The sequence below is a fragment of the Bordetella avium genome, assembly GCF_034424645.1.
Classification (GTDB): Bacteria; Pseudomonadota; Gammaproteobacteria; order Burkholderiales; family Burkholderiaceae_B; genus Bordetella; species Bordetella avium.
Genome location: NZ_CP139969.1, coordinates 1,344,135 through 1,360,784 on the forward strand (window position 1 = coordinate 1,344,135; position 16,650 = coordinate 1,360,784).

Annotated in this window: 15 protein-coding genes and 1 tRNA gene; 10 read left to right on the top strand and 6 right to left on the bottom strand. The window is 62.0% G+C overall.

The genetic code is table 11. The features are described 5' to 3' along the window. The first annotated feature begins 11 nt into the window (after nucleotides 1-11). The 7 genes from leuD to U0029_RS06485 all read left to right on the top strand — a co-directional run bounded on the left by leuD (nucleotide 12) and on the right by U0029_RS06485 (nucleotide 6,477). Nucleotides 12-662, top strand: a complete 651-nt coding sequence (gene leuD / locus U0029_RS06455) for a 3-isopropylmalate dehydratase small subunit (protein WP_114852643.1) — start codon at nucleotides 12-14, stop codon at nucleotides 660-662. 55 nt (nucleotides 663-717) lie between these two features. Then, nucleotides 718-1,794 carry a 3-isopropylmalate dehydrogenase gene (leuB, locus tag U0029_RS06460; RefSeq protein WP_012417929.1) on the top strand — a complete coding sequence of 359 codons (1,077 nt, stop codon included), beginning with the start codon at nucleotides 718-720 and terminating at the stop codon, nucleotides 1,792-1,794. Nucleotides 1,795-1,926: 132 nt separating this feature from the next. Continuing rightward, on the top strand, nucleotides 1,927-3,057 hold the full coding sequence (gene asd, locus U0029_RS06465) for an aspartate-semialdehyde dehydrogenase (RefSeq protein WP_114852644.1): 1,131 nt from the start codon (nucleotides 1,927-1,929) through the stop codon (nucleotides 3,055-3,057). A gap of 180 nt (nucleotides 3,058-3,237) precedes the next feature. Further along, the gene (locus U0029_RS06470) at nucleotides 3,238-4,752 is read left to right on the top strand and encodes a type IV pilus assembly protein FimV (RefSeq protein ID WP_114852645.1); all 1,515 of its coding nucleotides are present in this window, start codon (nucleotides 3,238-3,240) and stop codon (nucleotides 4,750-4,752) included. A gap of 6 nt (nucleotides 4,753-4,758) precedes the next feature. Next, complete coding sequence (truA, locus tag U0029_RS06475; protein WP_012417926.1) at nucleotides 4,759-5,562, top strand: tRNA pseudouridine(38-40) synthase TruA; 804 nt, start codon at nucleotides 4,759-4,761, stop codon at nucleotides 5,560-5,562. A 46-nt stretch (nucleotides 5,563-5,608) separates the two neighbouring features. Further along, the gene (locus U0029_RS06480; RefSeq protein WP_012417925.1) at nucleotides 5,609-6,268 is read left to right on the top strand and encodes a phosphoribosylanthranilate isomerase; all 660 of its coding nucleotides are present in this window, start codon (nucleotides 5,609-5,611) and stop codon (nucleotides 6,266-6,268) included. Between the two features lie 132 nt (nucleotides 6,269-6,400). Beyond that, nucleotides 6,401-6,477 (top strand) — tRNA-Val (locus U0029_RS06485). 292 nt (nucleotides 6,478-6,769) lie between these two features. Here the strand turns inward: U0029_RS06485 and U0029_RS06490 are convergent. The 6 genes from U0029_RS06490 to U0029_RS06515 form a co-directional block, all read right to left on the bottom strand. Continuing rightward, the gene (locus U0029_RS06490) at nucleotides 6,770-7,768 is read right to left on the bottom strand and encodes an SLAC1 anion channel family protein (RefSeq protein ID WP_012417924.1); all 999 of its coding nucleotides are present in this window, start codon (nucleotides 7,766-7,768) and stop codon (nucleotides 6,770-6,772) included. Nucleotides 7,769-8,152: 384 nt separating this feature from the next. Then, nucleotides 8,153-8,476, bottom strand: a complete 324-nt coding sequence (locus tag U0029_RS06495) for a zinc ribbon domain-containing protein (protein WP_012417923.1) — start codon at nucleotides 8,474-8,476, stop codon at nucleotides 8,153-8,155. Between the two features lie 10 nt (nucleotides 8,477-8,486). Beyond that, nucleotides 8,487-9,716 carry a formamidase gene (gene fmdA / locus U0029_RS06500; RefSeq protein ID WP_012417922.1) on the bottom strand — a complete coding sequence of 410 codons (1,230 nt, stop codon included), beginning with the start codon at nucleotides 9,714-9,716 and terminating at the stop codon, nucleotides 8,487-8,489. 304 nt (nucleotides 9,717-10,020) lie between these two features. Continuing rightward, nucleotides 10,021-11,298, bottom strand: a complete 1,278-nt coding sequence (locus tag U0029_RS06505) for a TRAP transporter large permease (protein WP_012417921.1) — start codon at nucleotides 11,296-11,298, stop codon at nucleotides 10,021-10,023. Between the two features lie 33 nt (nucleotides 11,299-11,331). Then, complete coding sequence (locus U0029_RS06510) at nucleotides 11,332-11,832, bottom strand: TRAP transporter small permease (protein ID WP_012417920.1); 501 nt, start codon at nucleotides 11,830-11,832, stop codon at nucleotides 11,332-11,334. A gap of 59 nt (nucleotides 11,833-11,891) precedes the next feature. Next, nucleotides 11,892-12,866, bottom strand: coding sequence for a TRAP transporter substrate-binding protein (locus U0029_RS06515; protein WP_012417919.1), 975 nt, complete (start codon nucleotides 12,864-12,866; stop codon nucleotides 11,892-11,894). Between the two features lie 110 nt (nucleotides 12,867-12,976). Between U0029_RS06515 and U0029_RS06520 the strand changes: the two genes are divergently transcribed. Genes U0029_RS06520 through U0029_RS06530 form a run of 3 tightly spaced genes read left to right on the top strand, consistent with a single transcriptional unit; the run spans nucleotide 12,977 to nucleotide 16,606 of the window. Beyond that, nucleotides 12,977-15,493, top strand: a complete 2,517-nt coding sequence (locus U0029_RS06520; RefSeq protein WP_114852646.1) for an ABC transporter permease — start codon at nucleotides 12,977-12,979, stop codon at nucleotides 15,491-15,493. Beyond that, a complete protein-coding gene (locus tag U0029_RS06525; RefSeq protein WP_012417917.1) occupies nucleotides 15,493-15,918 on the top strand; it encodes a group II truncated hemoglobin in 426 nt (141 codons plus the stop codon). Before U0029_RS06520 ends, U0029_RS06525 begins: the two co-directional genes overlap by 1 nt. A gap of 34 nt (nucleotides 15,919-15,952) precedes the next feature. Then, nucleotides 15,953-16,606 (top strand): 3-deoxy-D-manno-octulosonic acid kinase, encoded by a 654-nt coding sequence (locus U0029_RS06530; RefSeq protein WP_231838749.1) that lies wholly within the window; start codon nucleotides 15,953-15,955, stop codon nucleotides 16,604-16,606. The last annotated feature ends 44 nt before the right edge of the window (nucleotides 16,607-16,650 follow it).

Consider the following 16,650-nt stretch of genomic DNA (forward strand, 5'->3'; position numbering starts at 1 on the left):
GGGGAATATTCATGCAAGCATTCACTTTTCACGAAGGGTTGGTCGCGCCGCTGGACCGCGAGAACGTCGACACCGACCTCATCGTTCCCAAGCAGTTCCTGAAGTCGATCAAGCGAACGGGCTTCGGCCCCAACCTGTTCGATGAGCTGCGCTACCTGGACCACGGCGAACCGGGCATGGACAACAGCAAGCGTCCGCTGAACCCGGATTTCGTGCTGAACCAGCCGCGCTACCAGGGCGCATCCATCCTGCTGGGCCGCAAGAATTTCGGTTGCGGCTCCAGCCGCGAGCACGCCCCCTGGGCTTTGCAGCAATATGGTTTCCGCGCCATCATCGCGCCGTCGTATGCCGATATTTTCTTTAACAACAGCTTCAAGAACGGCCTTTTGCCCATTGTGCTGACCGAGCTTGAAGTGGCCCGTCTGTTCGACGAGGTCAAGGCGTTCCCAGGCTACAAACTCAAGGTCGATCTCGAGCGTCAGGTGGTGATTGCCGCCGACGGCCGTGAAATGGCTTTCGAGGTCGATGCCTTCCGCAAATATTGTCTGCTCAACGGTTTTGACGATATTGGTTTGACGTTGCGTCAATCGGACAAGATTCGCGCGTTCGAGGCCGAACGTCTGGCGCGCCACCCCTGGCTGGAAAGCCGTCCGGTGGCCTGATTATCAAGGCAGGGCCGGCGCCGCGCCGGCTCTTTGATTCCCTACAGGAAATTCCATGACTCAAAAAATCGCAGTGCTTCCCGGTGACGGGATCGGCCCGGAAATCGTCGAGCAGGCCGTGCGGGTGTTGCAGGCCTTGAACCTGCCGCTGGAGTTGCAAGAGGCCAAGGTGGGTGGCGCGGCATTTGATGCCTTCGAGCATCCTCTGCCGCCGGCCACGCTGGGCTTGGCCAAGTCGTCGCACGCCGTGTTGTTCGGCGCGGTGGGCGATTGGAAATACGATAGTCTGCCGCGCGAGTTCCGTCCGGAGCAGGCAATCCTGGGCCTGCGCCGTGCCCTGGGTCTGTTCGCCAACTTGCGCCCGGCCATTTTGTATCCTGAGCTGGCCAGCGCTTCTTCGCTCAAGCCCGAGATCGTGGCCGGCCTGGACATCATCATTATCCGCGAGCTGACGGGCGACATCTATTTCGGCACGCCGCGCGGCGTGCGCAGTGCCCCGGATGGCGTGTTCTCGGGTGAGCGCGAAGGCTACGACACCATGCGTTATGCGGAATCTGAAGTGCGCCGCATCGCCCATGTCGGCTTCGAAACTGCCCGCAAGCGCAACAAAAAACTGTGCAGCGTGGACAAGGCCAACGTACTGGAAACCTCGCAATTCTGGCGCGATATCGTGATCGAAGTCGCCCGTGAGTATCCGGACGTCGAGTTGTCGCATATGTATGTCGATAACGCCGCCATGCAATTGGTGCGCAACCCGCGCCAGTTCGACGTCATCGTGACAGGCAATCTGTTTGGCGACATCCTGTCGGATGAGGCGGCCATGCTCACCGGTTCCATCGGCATGCTGCCGTCCGCTTCGCTCAATGCCAGCGGTCAGGGTCTGTATGAGCCCAGCCACGGTTCGGCGCCGGATATTGCCGGTCAGGGCATCGCCAATCCGCTGGCGACGATTCTGTCGGCGGCGATGTTGCTGCGCTACTCGCTGAATCAGCCCGCTCAGGCCGATCGCATTGAGGCTGCCGTGCGCAAGGTGCTGGCCCAGGGGCTGCGCACTGCCGACATCCATGAAGCAGGCACGACCAAGGTAAGTACGTCCCAAATGGGTGATGCCGTTCTCAAGGCGCTCGCCTGATTTGTCCGTAGGTTCGGCGCGACAAGCCGCTGCATAGCCTGGTTGCAATGCAGCATCGCGCCGCGCATTCTGATAAATTGCTGTAACTTATCAATATCCGTATTTTTTCCCAGACCCCTAAAGAGCCCTGAAATGACGCAAGCAGTAGGCCTCGTCGGTTGGCGCGGCATGGTCGGTTCGGTACTCATGCAGCGCATGCGTGAGGAGAACGACTTCGCACTTATCGACCCCGTGTTCTTCTCCACCAGCAACGCCGGTGGCGCCGCGCCCAAATGGGCCGAAGGCGCCGGTCCGCTGCAAGACGCAACCGATATTGAGGCCCTCAAAAAACTGCCGATTATCGTGACTGCGCAAGGTGGCGATTACACCACCGAGGTCTATCCCAAGCTGCGTGCTGCGGGTTGGAATGGCATCTGGATCGATGCGGCCAGCACGCTGCGCATGGCCAATGACGCCATCATCGTGCTGGACCCGGTCAACCGCCCGGTCATCGATGCCGCGCTCAAGCGCGGCGTGCGCAATTTCATCGGCGGCAACTGCACCGTAAGCTGCATGTTGATGGGCCTAGCCGGTCTGTTCAACAACGACCTGGTCGAATGGATGACCTCCATGACCTATCAGGCTGCTTCGGGCGGTGGCGCGCAGCACATGCGCGAACTGCTGAACCAGTTCGGTCTCCTGAACCAGGCCGTCAAGCCCTTGCTTGACGATCCGGCCGCTGCCATTCTGGACATCGATCGCGGCATTCTGGCCAAGCAGAAAGATGCCAGCCTGCCCCACGAACACTTCGGTGTGCCGCTGGGCGGCAGCCTTATTCCCTGGATCGACAAGGATCTGGGTAATGGCATGTCGCGCGAAGAGTGGAAGGGCGAGGCCGAGACCAACAAGATTCTCGGCCGAGGTGAAGCCTTCGGTACGCCGGCCACCCCGGTCGATGGTTTGTGCGTGCGCATCGGCGCCATGCGCTGCCACAGCCAGGCTCTTACCATCAAGCTCAAGCGCGATGTGCCGATCGACGAGATCGAAGACATCATCGCCGCCGGCACGCAGTGGGCCAAGGTGGTTCCCAACACCAAGGAAGCGACCATCGAGCAACTGACCCCGGTCGCCGTGACAGGCACCCTGGACATTCCGGTCGGTCGCTTGCGCAAGCTTTCCATGGGGCCGCAATACCTGGGCGCCTTTACGGTGGGCGACCAGCTCCTGTGGGGCGCTGCCGAACCGCTGCGCCGCATGTTGCGCATCGCTTTGGCCGAGGCTTGAGACTCGCGTCTTAGCTTTGCCGGCAATGAACAAGGGGCGCCGCAAGGCGCCTTTCGTTCGTCATGGCGGCGGTATTTGCGATTTTGTATCGGGCAGCAATATGTTTGGTTTATGAATCTACATTGATCCATTACACTTTTCGCCTGTATTGCCCTGGTCCAGAACACGGAATACCACGACATGAGTTCGCGCCATTCGCAGCCCCGCCGCATTTCCCTGATTTCCCGCAACCACCTGCTGCTGATTGCCTTGCTTGCCGTTTTCGGCGCAAATACCGGGGCAGAGGCGGCCAGGCTCGGGCATGCCAGTGTGGTTTCGGCGCCGGGACAGCCCTTGCGTGTGTTGCTGCCCCTGACTGAACTCACTCCCGAAGAGGCGCAAAACCTGCAGGTGACGCTGGCAGATGCCGCCGATTGGCAGCGCGCCGGCCTGACTCCGCCCGCGCCCTTGTCTGATCTGAGTTTGCAGACTCAGGCCTCGACTGATGCGGGGCGCCGTACTCTTTTGTTGCAGTCTTCTGAGCCCTTTCGGGGCGATGCCGTCGATGTGCTGCTCAATCTGCGCTCCAGCGCGGGGCAGCGTCTTGCCCAGGTGACTGTGCTTGCGCAGCGCGGCGCGCCGGTCGTGCAGCCCGCCACGGTGGGTACGCCATCTCGCGAGGCCACTGTGCCGGTACGCCAGGGAGATACGCTTTACGGGATTGCGCGGCGGCACCCCGTCGGAGGGGCAACCCTGCACCAGACCTTGGTGGCATTGTGGCGGGCCAACCCCGATGCATTCTCGGGCGGCAATATGAACCGGCTCAAGGCGAGAGCCCAGCTGACGCTGCCGGATGCCGACACGGTGCGGGCCATCGATGCTAACGAGGCGCGTCGTATCTATCTTGAGCACATCGAGACCTATGCCCGCTATCGTGCGGGTCTGGGTCGTGCAGCGGGCGCGTCTAAGGTCAGCGCCGCATCTGCCTCATCTGGCAAAGTCAGCAGTGCTGAAACACCTGCCGGCGCTACCTTGGAATCGGCTCAAGATCGTCTGCGTTTGTCGGGGGCTGCCGATGCCAGGGGCGATGCCAGCGTGTCGGATGCGCGCGCTTTGGCGGATGCCCGTGAGCGCGTCGAGGTGCTGAAGTCCAATGTGGATGCGCTCAAACAGGCGGCGCAAGGTGCTGCGGCAGGTGGCGAGGCCAGTGCGCAGACAGCCTTGAACACGGCGGCTGGCGGTAGTTCGGATGGCGTCGCAGCCAAGCCTGCTGTGGGTGACGCCGCTGTTGCGTCGGGGACAACAGATGGTGCTGCGCCGTCCGCAGATCGGCCGGGCCCGGCGGTTTCCATCCCGGCCGGCGCCGGTGCCGCCGCTGGGGCAGCGCCTGGCGCTGCGCAAGCCGAGTCGGCATCTTCTGGCAAGGCGGCGGAGCAAGCCTCGCAAGTAGGCAAGGACGCGGGGTCCACGCGCGGTATGCCGGGATGGTTGGCGGATAATCTGCTGATCATCGTGACGGTCGTGCTGGCATTGCTGGTGCTCATTATTGCCTTTGCTTTGCGGCGCGCCGGTATTCGCCGCGACGAAGACAACGAAGAAAGTCCCTATATCACCGAGATGCCCCGTCTGAGCCATGATGCGCTGGACAAGCGTCTGAACACGATTAATCTTGACCTGGATCAGCCGCCTTCGGACGAGCCAGGACGTAAAACCTGAGTTTTCATGACACGTATTGCATTGGGGCTGTCGTATGACGGGTCCAGCTGGCAGGGTTGGCAGACCCAGCCGCACGGTCAAACCGTGCAGGACACCCTGGAGGCTGCGCTGGGCCAGTTTTCCGGCACTGGGGCGCCGCTCGATACCCTGTGCGCCGGGCGTACCGATACGGGTGTGCACGCCGCTATGCAAGTCGTGCATGTCGATACCCATTTGAACCGGCGTGCCGAGTCCTGGGTGCGCGGCGTCAATGCATTTTTGCCATCGAGCATTTCTATTCACTGGGCCAAGGAAGTCGGGGAAGACTTCCATGCGCGCTTTTCGGCGCGTTCGCGCACCTACGTCTATCTCTTGTGGCGCGGCCGGGTCCGCCCGGCGCTATGGGCCCATCGCGCGGGCTGGTGCTTTCAGCCGCTGGATGTGACGGCGATGCGTCAGGCGGCACAGGCGCTGCTCGGTGAGCATGACTTCTCCAGTTTCCGTTCTTCGCAATGTCAGGCGCGCCACCCGGTGCGCCACCTGACCCGGCTCGATATTGCGGAGCGGGGTTCTTTTCTGGTGTTCACCCTGCAGGCCAATGCGTTTTTGCACCACATGGTGCGCAACATCATGGGCGCGCTTTTGCAGATCGGTCAGGGGCGCGAATCGGTGGACTGGATGGCCAGCTTGCTACGTGCGCGTGATCGTCGCCTGGGCGCACCCACTTTTTCCCCGGATGGTCTTTACCTGTCTGCGATCGACTATCCCACCCTCTTCGAGCTGCCTGATCTGGATGGCGGCAGCAGCTTGCTTGCGCCGTTTACGGCCTGATTTCTGCCCTGGAGCCCGCTCCAGGGAATTCCTTGCGAGTGTTTTGATGCGTACCCGCGTGAAAATATGCGGCCTGACCCGCGAAGCCGACATTGCTCAAGCTATCGAGGCTGGCGTCGACGCCATTGGCCTTATCTGTTATGCCGGCAGCAAACGTTATGTCGATCTGGCGCGAGCCGCGCGATTGCGCCGTGAGGTGCCAGCCTTCGTTAGTGTCGTGACGCTTTTCGTCAACCCCGCGCCTGACGAGGTGCGGGCGGTGCTCGATCATGTCGGCCCGGACCTGCTGCAATTTCATGGCGATGAAAGCCCTGAGGACTGCACCCGTTATGGCCATCGTTTTATGCGGGCCTTCCGTGTCGGCGCTGCAGGCTTGGACAGCGCTGGGGCAATCGCCGCCGCCTGCCGCCCTTATCACGAGGCGGCGGGTTGGCTCTTCGACAGCTATAGCTCAGGCTATGGTGGCAGTGGGCTTACCTTCGACCATAGCTTGCTGGCCGAGGTGCAGGCCGATGCCGGCAGCCGGCCGTTGGTGCTGGCTGGTGGTCTGAACCCGGACAATATCGCCCAGGCTTTGGCCCTCGTACAGCCCTGGGCAGTAGACGTCAGCAGCGGCGTAGAGTCCGGGCCAGGCCTCAAATCCGCCGACAAGATGAAAGAATTCCTGAAGCGGATAAAAAAAGTGGACGATGACTTGCACGCCTAAAAAAACATCTATATAATTCTTTTTCTTCGCTGAACGAACGCAACGGCACTAAAAAGCCAGCTAAATTCAGAAGTGCTGCAAATATTGCAACGCTTTCAAAGCGAAGCCTTGCATTAACAAGAATGCAAATTCAGGCGGTTAGCTCAGATGGTTAGAGCGCTACGTTGACATCGTAGAGGTCGTTGGTTCGATTCCAATACCGCCTACCAAATACTTGAAAGCTGTGCCAAGCACAGCTCAGAAAGCCGGTTAAGTCCATGACTTACCGGCTTTTTTCTTTTCTTGCTGCCAAGCAGTGCCAACTAGCGCAAAGCTATTTAAGGGTAGGCTTGAGGGTAGGCCCGGCTCGGCCAACGGGCAATCTGCGGCTCACTTTCCATGAGTCGGGAGATCGCTCTCAGTGTGGCCTTGTGATCGGGTTCGCTGCGGATCTCCATGATGCGCTTCATTACGCGACGACGCGACGGTCTCAGCCTTGCTGCCCTTGGGTCTGATCGGGCTCTAGGCGCTCAGCGCACGCAGCTCGCCTTGCGCCATGCCTTTGAGGGTGCGCCACAACAAGCCCAGGATGGCGATGGTGGCGATGGCGAGCAGCAGGATAGCCACGCCATTCGTGAACAACCCCGGCCGGATGGCCGCCTCGCGCAGTGCACAGATGGCCGATGCCGCCAGTGGAAATCCCACGGCCCACCAGGAGATGCGAAAGGGGCAGCAGCTTATCAAATTGCGCATTTGCCGCAGCAGCGCTAGCAGCATGAATAGCATCAGCATGTAGAGGGATTCGGAGAAGCGGTCATGCCCGCCGCTGACCGTGACATAGGCCGAGTAGCCGACGGCGAAGGGAGCAACCAGGATGAGCAAAGAGGGGCGGGCGCCGTCTGGCATGGGGGCTTCGAACAGCAAGCGGGAAAAAATCATGGTGAATAACGGCAGGCTGAAGAACAGCCCCAGCGCCAACGCGAACAGGGCGATGTCGGCATCGGCTTGGAGGCCAAGAGTCGGCATGGCCAGGGGTAAGTCCAGCATGCCGACGACGGGGATGATCCAGGCAGGGGTGGCATGGGCAAGCTGCTGGCGATTGCTGATCCAACGATTGACGGTCACTACGGCGAAGAGCGTCATGCCGCAAGCGCCGATGACCCAGAGTGCCAGCGCCAGATCGCGGCTCCAGGGTTCCACGATGATGGGTAGCAATAAAAGGGCGATCCAAAGCGTGGCGAACAGGCTGCCACCCACCGGATGCAGGAACTCCTCCTTGACCACCTGCCAAGAACTCAACACCTTGCAGCCGTAGCCGCACAGCACAGCGAGAAAGGCCAGAACCGCCAGGATGCCGATGGCATGGGCGATCCAAAGCGGCACGCCATAATGATTGGAAGCTTCGTGCCAGGCGACGGACAGTCCGGCCAGCCCCATGGAAGAACTGAAAAAGCCGACGGGCAGATAGTCGAAGGCGGCCCGGGGGCAGGTGGGAGCATCGTGGGAAGCGGGGGCTGACATGAGAGGTAGGGCTGGCGTATGGCTGGCTATGAGTAACCGCGCATTATTCCGAGCAGTAGAAAGTATTTGCAGATCAATAGGTCTGATACTTTGCTGATTCCCTTCGCGAGACAGCGTCATCAGCCGAGGGCAGTGCCGTTGATTCAAGCCAGGCCGGAGTCAGTCAAACGCTCAGGCATAGCGCTGCCCTAAATGTGCTCGGGAGACTCGAAGCAAGCCAGGCCGGATAGCCCGTAGCGGTTGCCTACGGGCAAGTCGTTGATGTACTTGCCGGGATAGGTATAGCGTAGGCTTGTGCAAGCGGCGGGCTCAGGCGGTTTTCTTCGCCCCTGCCCGCGCCCGCTTCTTGTGGGCGGCCGGAAGGTTGCCGACCTGGCCCCTTGGTCAGTGGCTGATCATCCAGGGCCTGGCGCCCAGGAAGGATTTGGTGCCGTCGGCCTGTGTGCGGCCTCCCGTTTTGCTGCCGCCTTTGCAACAGGCACAAGCCATGCCGTGGCCGCTGCGGCGAGGTTCGTGGCTGGCGCGCTCATTGACGGCATGCGCGCGGTTGGCGGTCGACGACAGGGCCGATACGGCGGGCGCGCCGCTCAGAAAGCGGCTACAGCTTTGGCCGCAATCGGGGCAGGGGGCGGGGTCGCGCCATTGCGCCAGGGAGCGCAAGGCGGTGAAGTCGCCGCAGGCTTCGCAACGGTAGTCATACAGGGGCATGACGATCTCCTCAGCGGTCTTTGGCGATCGGCAGGTCCATGCCGCGCTGAATTTGCGGAATGGCGCCGGAGGCATTGGGCTGGATGTCGATTTCGAAGATTTCGGTCGGCAGCCACAGTGTCGCGCAGGCATTGGGGATATCGACCACGCCGCTGATGTGGCCTTGCACGGGCGCAGTGCCGAGAATCGAATAGGCCTGCGCGCCGGAATAGCCGAACTTTTTTAGATACTCGATGGCGTTCAGGCAGGCCTGGCGATAAGCGATGTGCACGTCGAGATAATGCTGCTTGCCGCCCTCGTCGACGGATATGCCTTCGAAAATGAGGTAGTCCTTGTAGTTGGGAGTAATGGGACTCGGTTTGAAAATGGGGTTGCGAATACCGTATTTGGCCATGCCGCCCTTGATGAGCGAAACGCGCATATGCACCCAGCCAGCCATTTCGATGGCGCCGCAGAAGGTGATTTCGCCATCCCCTTGCGAGAAGTGCAGGTCGCCCACGGACAGGCCGGCGCCTTGCACATAGACCGGGAAAAATACGCGGGCGCCGCGCGACAGGTCTTTGATATCGCAATTGCCGCCGTGCTCACGTGGCGGCACCGTGCGCGCGCCGGTTGCCGCAGCGCGGTCTCGTTCCGCGCCTTTGAGTTTGCCCATATGCGCCGTTTTAGGCGCAGGAGGATTGGCCAGCGGCGGCACGCGCTGCGGGTCGGTATCGATCAGACCCTGTTCGCGCCGGTTCCAGGTTTCGAGCAGGGCCGGGTCGGGCAGGCAGCCGATGAGGCCGGGATGGATGAGGCCGGCGAAACGCACCCCCGGGATGTGACGCGAGGAAGTGAACATCCCATCGAAGTCCCAGATGGACTTCTGCGCATGAGGGAAGTGTTCGGTTAGAAAGCCGCCGCCATTCTGTTTGCTGAAAAAGCCGTTGAAGCCCCAAAGACTCTCCGACTTGGCACCGATGTCCAGCAGGTCCACGACGAGCAGATCACCGGGCTCAGCCCCTTTGACGCCGACCGGGCCCGACAGGAAATGCACCGTGGTCAGATCCACGTCACGCACGTCGGAGGCGTCGTCATTGTTCTTGATCGCGCCGCCCGTCCAGTCATACGTTTCGAGCACGAAGTCATCGCCAGGGTTGACCCAGACGGCCATCGGAATGTCGGGATGCCAGCGGTTATGGACGCCTTCGTTCTCGTAGGGAGATTGAGCCAGATCGACTTTGATCAGGGTTTCAGGCATTGCATGCTCCTTGGTTGGACACTGCGTGGGAATGGGTTTCTTTGAGTCCTTGGGGTTTCGCAGATTCGCGTCTGTTAGGGCGCGCGTGCCGACGCGCTATTACGGGTGTCGCTATCAGCTCGCCGTGTTCCTAAGCCTTGCGGTGATGTATCCGTTATACAAGCGGCTATCCCGCTTGTGAAGCCCGGAGCCCCCCCGGCTGTTGCGGATGGCGGGCGTGCAGGCATGCAAATAGGGCGCTTCCCTTGACGGGAAGCGCCCTATGGCTAAGCCGGTTTGCGCGCGTTTACGGCTGGTGCGGCGCCTACTTTGCGTATACCAGGTCGCGCAGGCCCAGCGATAGCCCTGGCCAATAAGTGATCAGCGCCAGGCAGATCAGCACGACGAGCACGAAGGGAAGTAGGGGTTTGATCAACTTCTCGACCGACAGCTTAGCTACGGCGCAGGCGGCGAACAGATTGACGCCGAAAGGCGGGGTCACCATGCCCAGGGCCAGGTTCACCACCATGATGATGCCGAAATGCACTGGCTCCACACCAAAGGTGATGGCTACCGGCAGCAAGAGCGGAGCAAGCACCACGATGGAGGCCGAGGTCTCGATGAACATGCCGATGAAGAACAGCGCCACGTTGATGCCGACCAGAAAGCCCGTCTTGGTGTCGAAGAACTGCGACAGCCAGGAGCCTAGCGCATCCGGGATGCCGGCGCGATTGAGCAAGAAGCTGAATACGCCGGCATTGGCGATCAGGAACATGATGACCGCGGTCGAGATTACGGATTTGTGCAGTGTCAGCGACAGGTCTGGAAGCCGCAGACGGCGATAAACGAACCTGCCCACGATGACGGCGTAGATGACGGCGACCACGGAGGCTTCGGTGGGGGTGAAGACTCCGCCATAGATACCGCCCAGAATAATCACCGGCATGAGTAGGGCCAGCCAGGCGCGCTTGAAGGCCGGCCAGAGCGGCAGTCGGCCTTCGCCGTCATGCTTGCCCAGGCCATTGCGGCGCGCATAGAGCCAGACATAGAACATCAGGGCCAGGCCGATCAGGATGCCGGGCACCACCCCGGCGATGAAGAGTTCGCCGGTCGAGGTTTCGGTCGAGACGGCAAACAAAATCATCGGAATGGATGGCGGAATGATGACGCCAAGCTCCGCCGCGCTAGCTTGGAGCGAGGCGGCGAAGGGGGCGGGGTAGCCGTGGCGCACCATGGCCGGGATCAGGATGGCGCCGACCGCGAAGGTGGTGGCCACGCTGGAGCCGGCTACTGCCGCGAAGATCATGCAGGTCAGCACACAGGTGCAGGCCAGCCCGCCTTGTACGCCGCCCACGATGCTCTTGGCGAAGTCGACCATGCGTTCGGAGATGCCGCCCGCCTCCATCAGGTTGCCGGCAAGAATAAAAAAGGGAACGGCGACCAGCGGATATTTGTCTAGCGCCGCATAGATTTGCTGCGCGAAAACAAGCCAGGGCAGGCCGCCCACCGAGATGCCGGTCATCGCGGCCAGGCCGATGGCCACTGCCACCGGAACCGACAGGCCGAAGAAAATCAGCATCGATAAAATCATCAACTGCGACATGGTTTACCGCCTGAAACGATGCAAAGGGAGAGCTCAGCCCTGCGCGTCATTGCGCGCCAGCGTGTCGTCTTCTTCGTTGCGCACCCAGCGCGCGAGGATGGCCAGCGCAGCCAACGTGGCTCCGACCGGGATGGAGAGGTAAATCCAGGAAATTGAAATATCCAGGCTGGGGACGGTTTGGAAACGCACCCGCCAGGTCATTTGGCCGCCTATCCAGGCCAGCGCGATCATGAAGCTAGCACACACCAGGGCGATCAGATGCTCCAGGGCACGGCGGGCTCGTCCTTTGAGGCTGTTGCGTAGCATTTCCACGCTAATCATCGCGCCATAGCGAAAAGCCAGGGATATGCCCAGCAACACGGTCCAGATCAGCAGGGCGCGGGTGGCGACCTCGCTCCAGTCTGCCGGAGACTGCAGCACGAAGCGTGCGATCACTTGATAAAAAGCGCATAGGGCCGAGGCGACCAACAGCAACTGGGCCACGATGGAGACCAGCTTGAACAGGCCGCGTTCTGCGGCGCAGAGCAGATACATGATGAATTCCGGACGAAAACAGACCGGCCGCCCGTTGGGCGGCCGATCGGAGAGACGGCTTACTTGGTGTCGCGGATCGCTTCGATCAGCTTTTTGTCGAATTTCTTGTAGTACTCGGGGTAGGCCGGCTCGACGGCTGCGGCAAAGGCTGCGCGATCCACGTTAGTGACCTGCATGCCTTCTTTTTTGAGCTGCTCGACGCCGGTTTTCTCGATGTTGTCGACGTAATCGCGCATGGCCTGAGCGGATGCTTTACCGGCCTGGTCGAACTGCGCCTTCTCGGCAGGCGAGAGGCTGTTATAGACGTTGGCCGACATCAGTACCAAGGCCGGGCCATAGACGTGGCCCGTCAGGGCCAGATGTTTCTGTATCTGTGACAGCTTGGCCGAAGTAATGACGGAAAGCGGGTTTTCCTGCCCGTCGATCGTGCCCTGTTGCAGGGCCGTGGCGACTTCAGGCCAGGCCATCGGCGTCGGCAGAACGCCGATCTGGCGGAAGGCCGTGATATGGATGGGGTTTTCCGTGGTGCGGATCTTCAGCCCCTTGGCGTCGGCCGGGGTTTGCACAGGGCGGATATTATTCGTCAGGTGGCGAAAGCCCTGCTCACCCCAGGCCAGGGCGATAATGCCGCGATTGGGGAACTTCGCAAGCATATCTTGGCCTATCTTGCTGTCCAGGACTTTGCGTGCATGGGGCAGGTCGCGCAGCAGGAAGGGGATGTCGAATACGCCGGTTTCCGGCACGAAGTTCAGCGTGGCGCCCGTCGATACGATGGCCAGATCGATAGTGCCGATTTGCAGGCCTTCGATGACTTCGCGTTCACCGCCTAGCGCGCTATTGGCAAACTGCTGGATCTTGTATTTGCCTTGCGAGCTGTTTTCAAGCGATTTGGCAAAGGCGTCTGCGCCCGCGCCATAGTGCGAAGTCGGCGACAGGGCATAGGCCATCTTGAGGGAGTTCTGCGCCATGGCGGGCAGAGAGAAAGCAATAGCGCAGGCCGATAACAAGCCTGCGGTGATCCAGGATTTGCGCATGGGTCTTCTCCGAATAGTTTTTGTGTTTTTCGTGGATGGCCGCCTGGGCCATCCCCCGGGCATGATAGCGGGATTCGATCGTTTGACGCGCGCTTGCTGACACTAGGTGGATGATGGATTTCCCTGATAAGAAACGGGCAGATTGGCGTGTGGCTCTGACGCTTGGGCTCGGCATGTTGCGGCGCGATGCCCGGGCCGGAGAGCTGCGGCTGCTGGCTTTTGCGCTGATTGTGGCGGTGGCTGCCGTCACCAGCGTTGGGTTTCTGGCGGATCGCGTTTCGCGTGCGCTGGAGCGCGATGCGGCGCAAATGTTGGGTGCCGACCTGGTGCTGGAGGCCGACGAGCCCATCCGTGCCGAGGTTGCCGCACAGGCCGAGCAACGCGGCCTGACGGTGACCCGTACTTTGCAATTCCCCTCTATGGCTACGGCGGGCGATGCCGCGCAGTTGGTGTCGGTTAAGGCGGTGGACCCAGGCTATCCTTTGCGCGGCAGCCTGCGCGTAGCGCCTGCGGCCTTCGAACCCGATGCGCCAGCGAGCGATATCCCGGCGCCTGGCACGGTCTGGGTCGATCCGCAATTGCTCGCCCTGCTGGGCTTGAGCGTGGGCGATAGCGTGAAACTGGGCGATGCCCGATTCACGGTATCCCGCGTGCTCACCTATGAGCCGGACCGCGGCATGCAGTTCATCAATGTCGCGCCGCGCCTGATGCTGCGTGGCGACGATCTGGCGGGCACCGGGCTGGTCACGACCGGCAGCCGTGTCGGCTATGCCCTGCTGGCGGCGGGTGAAGGACAGGCCGTGGGTCAGTTCCAGGCCTGGCTGACTGATCATCTGCAACGCGGTCAGCGGATCGCCACGCTGGAGTCCGGCCGTCCGGAAATGCGGCGCACGCTGGATCGCGCCCAGCGTTTTCTGTCGCTGGTGGCCTTGCTTGCAGTGCTGATTTCCGCAGTTGCCGTGGCATTGGCCGCAGGGCGCTTCATGGCCCGTCATCGCGATGGCGTGGCGGTCATGCGTTGCCTGGGCGCAAGCCAGTCCCTGGTGGCGCGTTCGCTCTGGGTGGAGTTCGCAGTGCTGGGGCTGGTGGCTTCGGCACTGGGATGCTTGGTGGGCTTTGCGGTGCATCAGGCGCTAGTGAGCGCGCTGGCCAATCTCATCGACACGCAGCTCCCGGCGGCCTCTGTGCTGCCCGCACTGCAAGGCCTGCTGACAGGCCTGTTGATGTTGCTGGGTTTTGCGCTGCCGTCTTTGTCCCGTCTGCGCCACGTCCCTCCGGCGAGGGTGTTGCGACGTGAGGAGGGGGGTGTACAGGCCCGTGGCATGGCTGCCTATGCGCTGGGGGCGGCAGGCATGGTGTTGTTGATCTGGTGGTTTGCCGGCGATCTGCGCCTGGCAGCAGTGGTGGCTGGTGGTTTTCTGGGCGCGGCCGCCGTTTTCGCGGGTGTGGCTGCGCTTTGCGTCCAAGCCTTGCGGCACGTGCGACCGCAGGGCATGCCTGCGCTGCGGCTGGCGCTGGCGGGCGTGGTGCGGCGGCGTATGGCGACGATCACCCAGGTCTGCGTGCTGGCCATTGGCCTGATGGCGCTGTTGCTGCTCGCTATGACGCGCAGTGATCTCGTTGACGGTTGGCGCCGTACGGTGCCGCTCGATGCGCCAAACCGATTTTTGATCAATATTCAACCCGACCAGCGTGAAGCGGTGTTTGAGCGCTTGCGCGCCGAGGGTCTCGATCAGATCAGGCTGTGGCCCATGGTGCGCGGCCGTCTGGTCGCTATTAACGATAAAGCGGTGGGGCCCGACGACTATCAGGACCCGCGCGCCAAGCGTCTCGTGGACCGTGAGTTCAACCTCTCCTATGCCGATCAGGCGCCTGAGGGTAATCGTATCGAGACCGGCCGCTGGCTCGATCCGGCCAGGGCGGAAGTGTCGCTGGAGGCCGGTCTGGCGGCCTCCCTGGGCCTGAAAGTGGGAGACACCCTGGATTTCGACATTGCCGGCCAGACTGCGCGTGTTGCCGTCGCCGGCACGCGCAAGGTGGATTGGGATACGATGCGCGTGAACTTCTTTGCCATTCTGTCGCCCCAGGTTCTGGCGCAGATGCCGCAAAGCTGGATCACCTCGTTTTATTTGCCGCCTGCCAAGGTGGCTTTGCTGCGTGATCTGGTCAAGGACTATCCCAATCTGACGGTCTTTGATGTGGGGGCCATTCTGTCGCAGTTGCAAACGGTGCTCGACGAAGTGGTCAAGGCGGTGCAGTTGCTCTTTATCTTTACGCTAAGCGCAGGCGTGCTGGTGCTGGCCACGGCCCTGTCGGCCACGCGCGATGAGCGTGTGCGCGAGGCGGCGGTGTTGCGCGCGCTGGGTGCGACGCGGGCGCAGTTGGCGCGGGCGCAGCGTCTGGAGTTGCTCGCGGTGGGCGCGCTGGCCGGGCTGCTGGCCGCTGCCGGTGCCACCGCAGTGGCCTGGGTGTTGTCCACCCAGGTATTTGATTTCGCCATATCCCTGAGCCTTTGGCCTTGGGGAGCAGGGGCGGTCGCCGGCATGGCCGGCGCTTGGGCGGGCGGCGCGCTGGCATTGCGTGGCGTGCTGCGCACACCGCCCCTGGTGACTTTACGAGATGCTTGATGACGACCACACGCGTGGAGGCGGTCTTCGAACCGCTGGATACTAGCAAAACCATTTTTGAACTGCTCGGCGGCGAGTCCGGTGTGCGGGCGTTGGTAGACCGTTTCTATGATCTGATGGATTTGGAATCGGATTTCCAGGCGCTGCGCGCCGTACATGGCGATAGCCTGGATGGCGCTCGCGACAAGCTGTTTTGGTTTCTATGCGGCTATTTCGGCGGCCCGGACCACTATATTCAGCGTTTCGGCCATCCACGCCTGCGGGCCCGGCACCTGCCGTTTGCCATCGGCGAGATCGAACGCGATCAATGGGTGGCCTGCATGGGCCGCGCCATGCAAGACCAGGAAATCGCGCCGGCGCTGGTCGAGCGCTTGTTGCATTCTTTCTTCGGCGTGGCTGACTGGATGCGCAATCGTGCCGGTTGAAGCCTATGACCGTTTCGCCTTTCAAGGCGGCGCCATGCTATTCGAAACGCGGCGGCTTGCGCCGCCCGACCCCGCCGTGCTGGACCCGCTCAGCTATGGCCGGCAGGCCCATCCGGTGCAGGCGGGGGGACGGCAGGCAGCCTGGTTTGTGCAAGGCGCGGGCTGGGAGGGCGTGTTGCGTGGCTATCGGCGCGGCGGCCTGATCGCACGCATTGCGCGCCAGGCTTATGTGTGGACGGGGGAGGCGCGTACCCGGGCCTTTCGCGAGTTCAGGTTGTTGGCAAGCATGAAGGCGGCGGGTCTACCCGTGCCCGCCCCGCTGGCCGCAGCCTATTGGCGGGATGGCCTTAGTTATCGTGCCGCCATTCTTGTCGAGCGCGTGCCGGGTGCCCGGGCTTTGGCGGCGGATCTCTCCGAGGCTGCCTGCGTGTCGGCCGGACAGGCTATTGCCGCTATGCACCGGGCAGGGGTATGGCACGCCGACCTCAATGCCTTCAATATTTTGCTCGATACGGCGGGAAAGGCCTGGTTGATCGATTTCGATCGCGGTCGGGGTGGCGGTCTGTCGGCCGCGCAGCGCGCAGCCAATATGCAGCGTTTGCTGCGCTCGCTCGTCAAGGTGGCGGGCGCGGCGGGCGAGCCTGCCTGGCGGCGGATTCGCGCTGCCTACGAGGCTGCGGGCGCCTAGCCGGGGGCAGGAATGTGTGGCGTCCCGTCAACTTCGTGCAAATT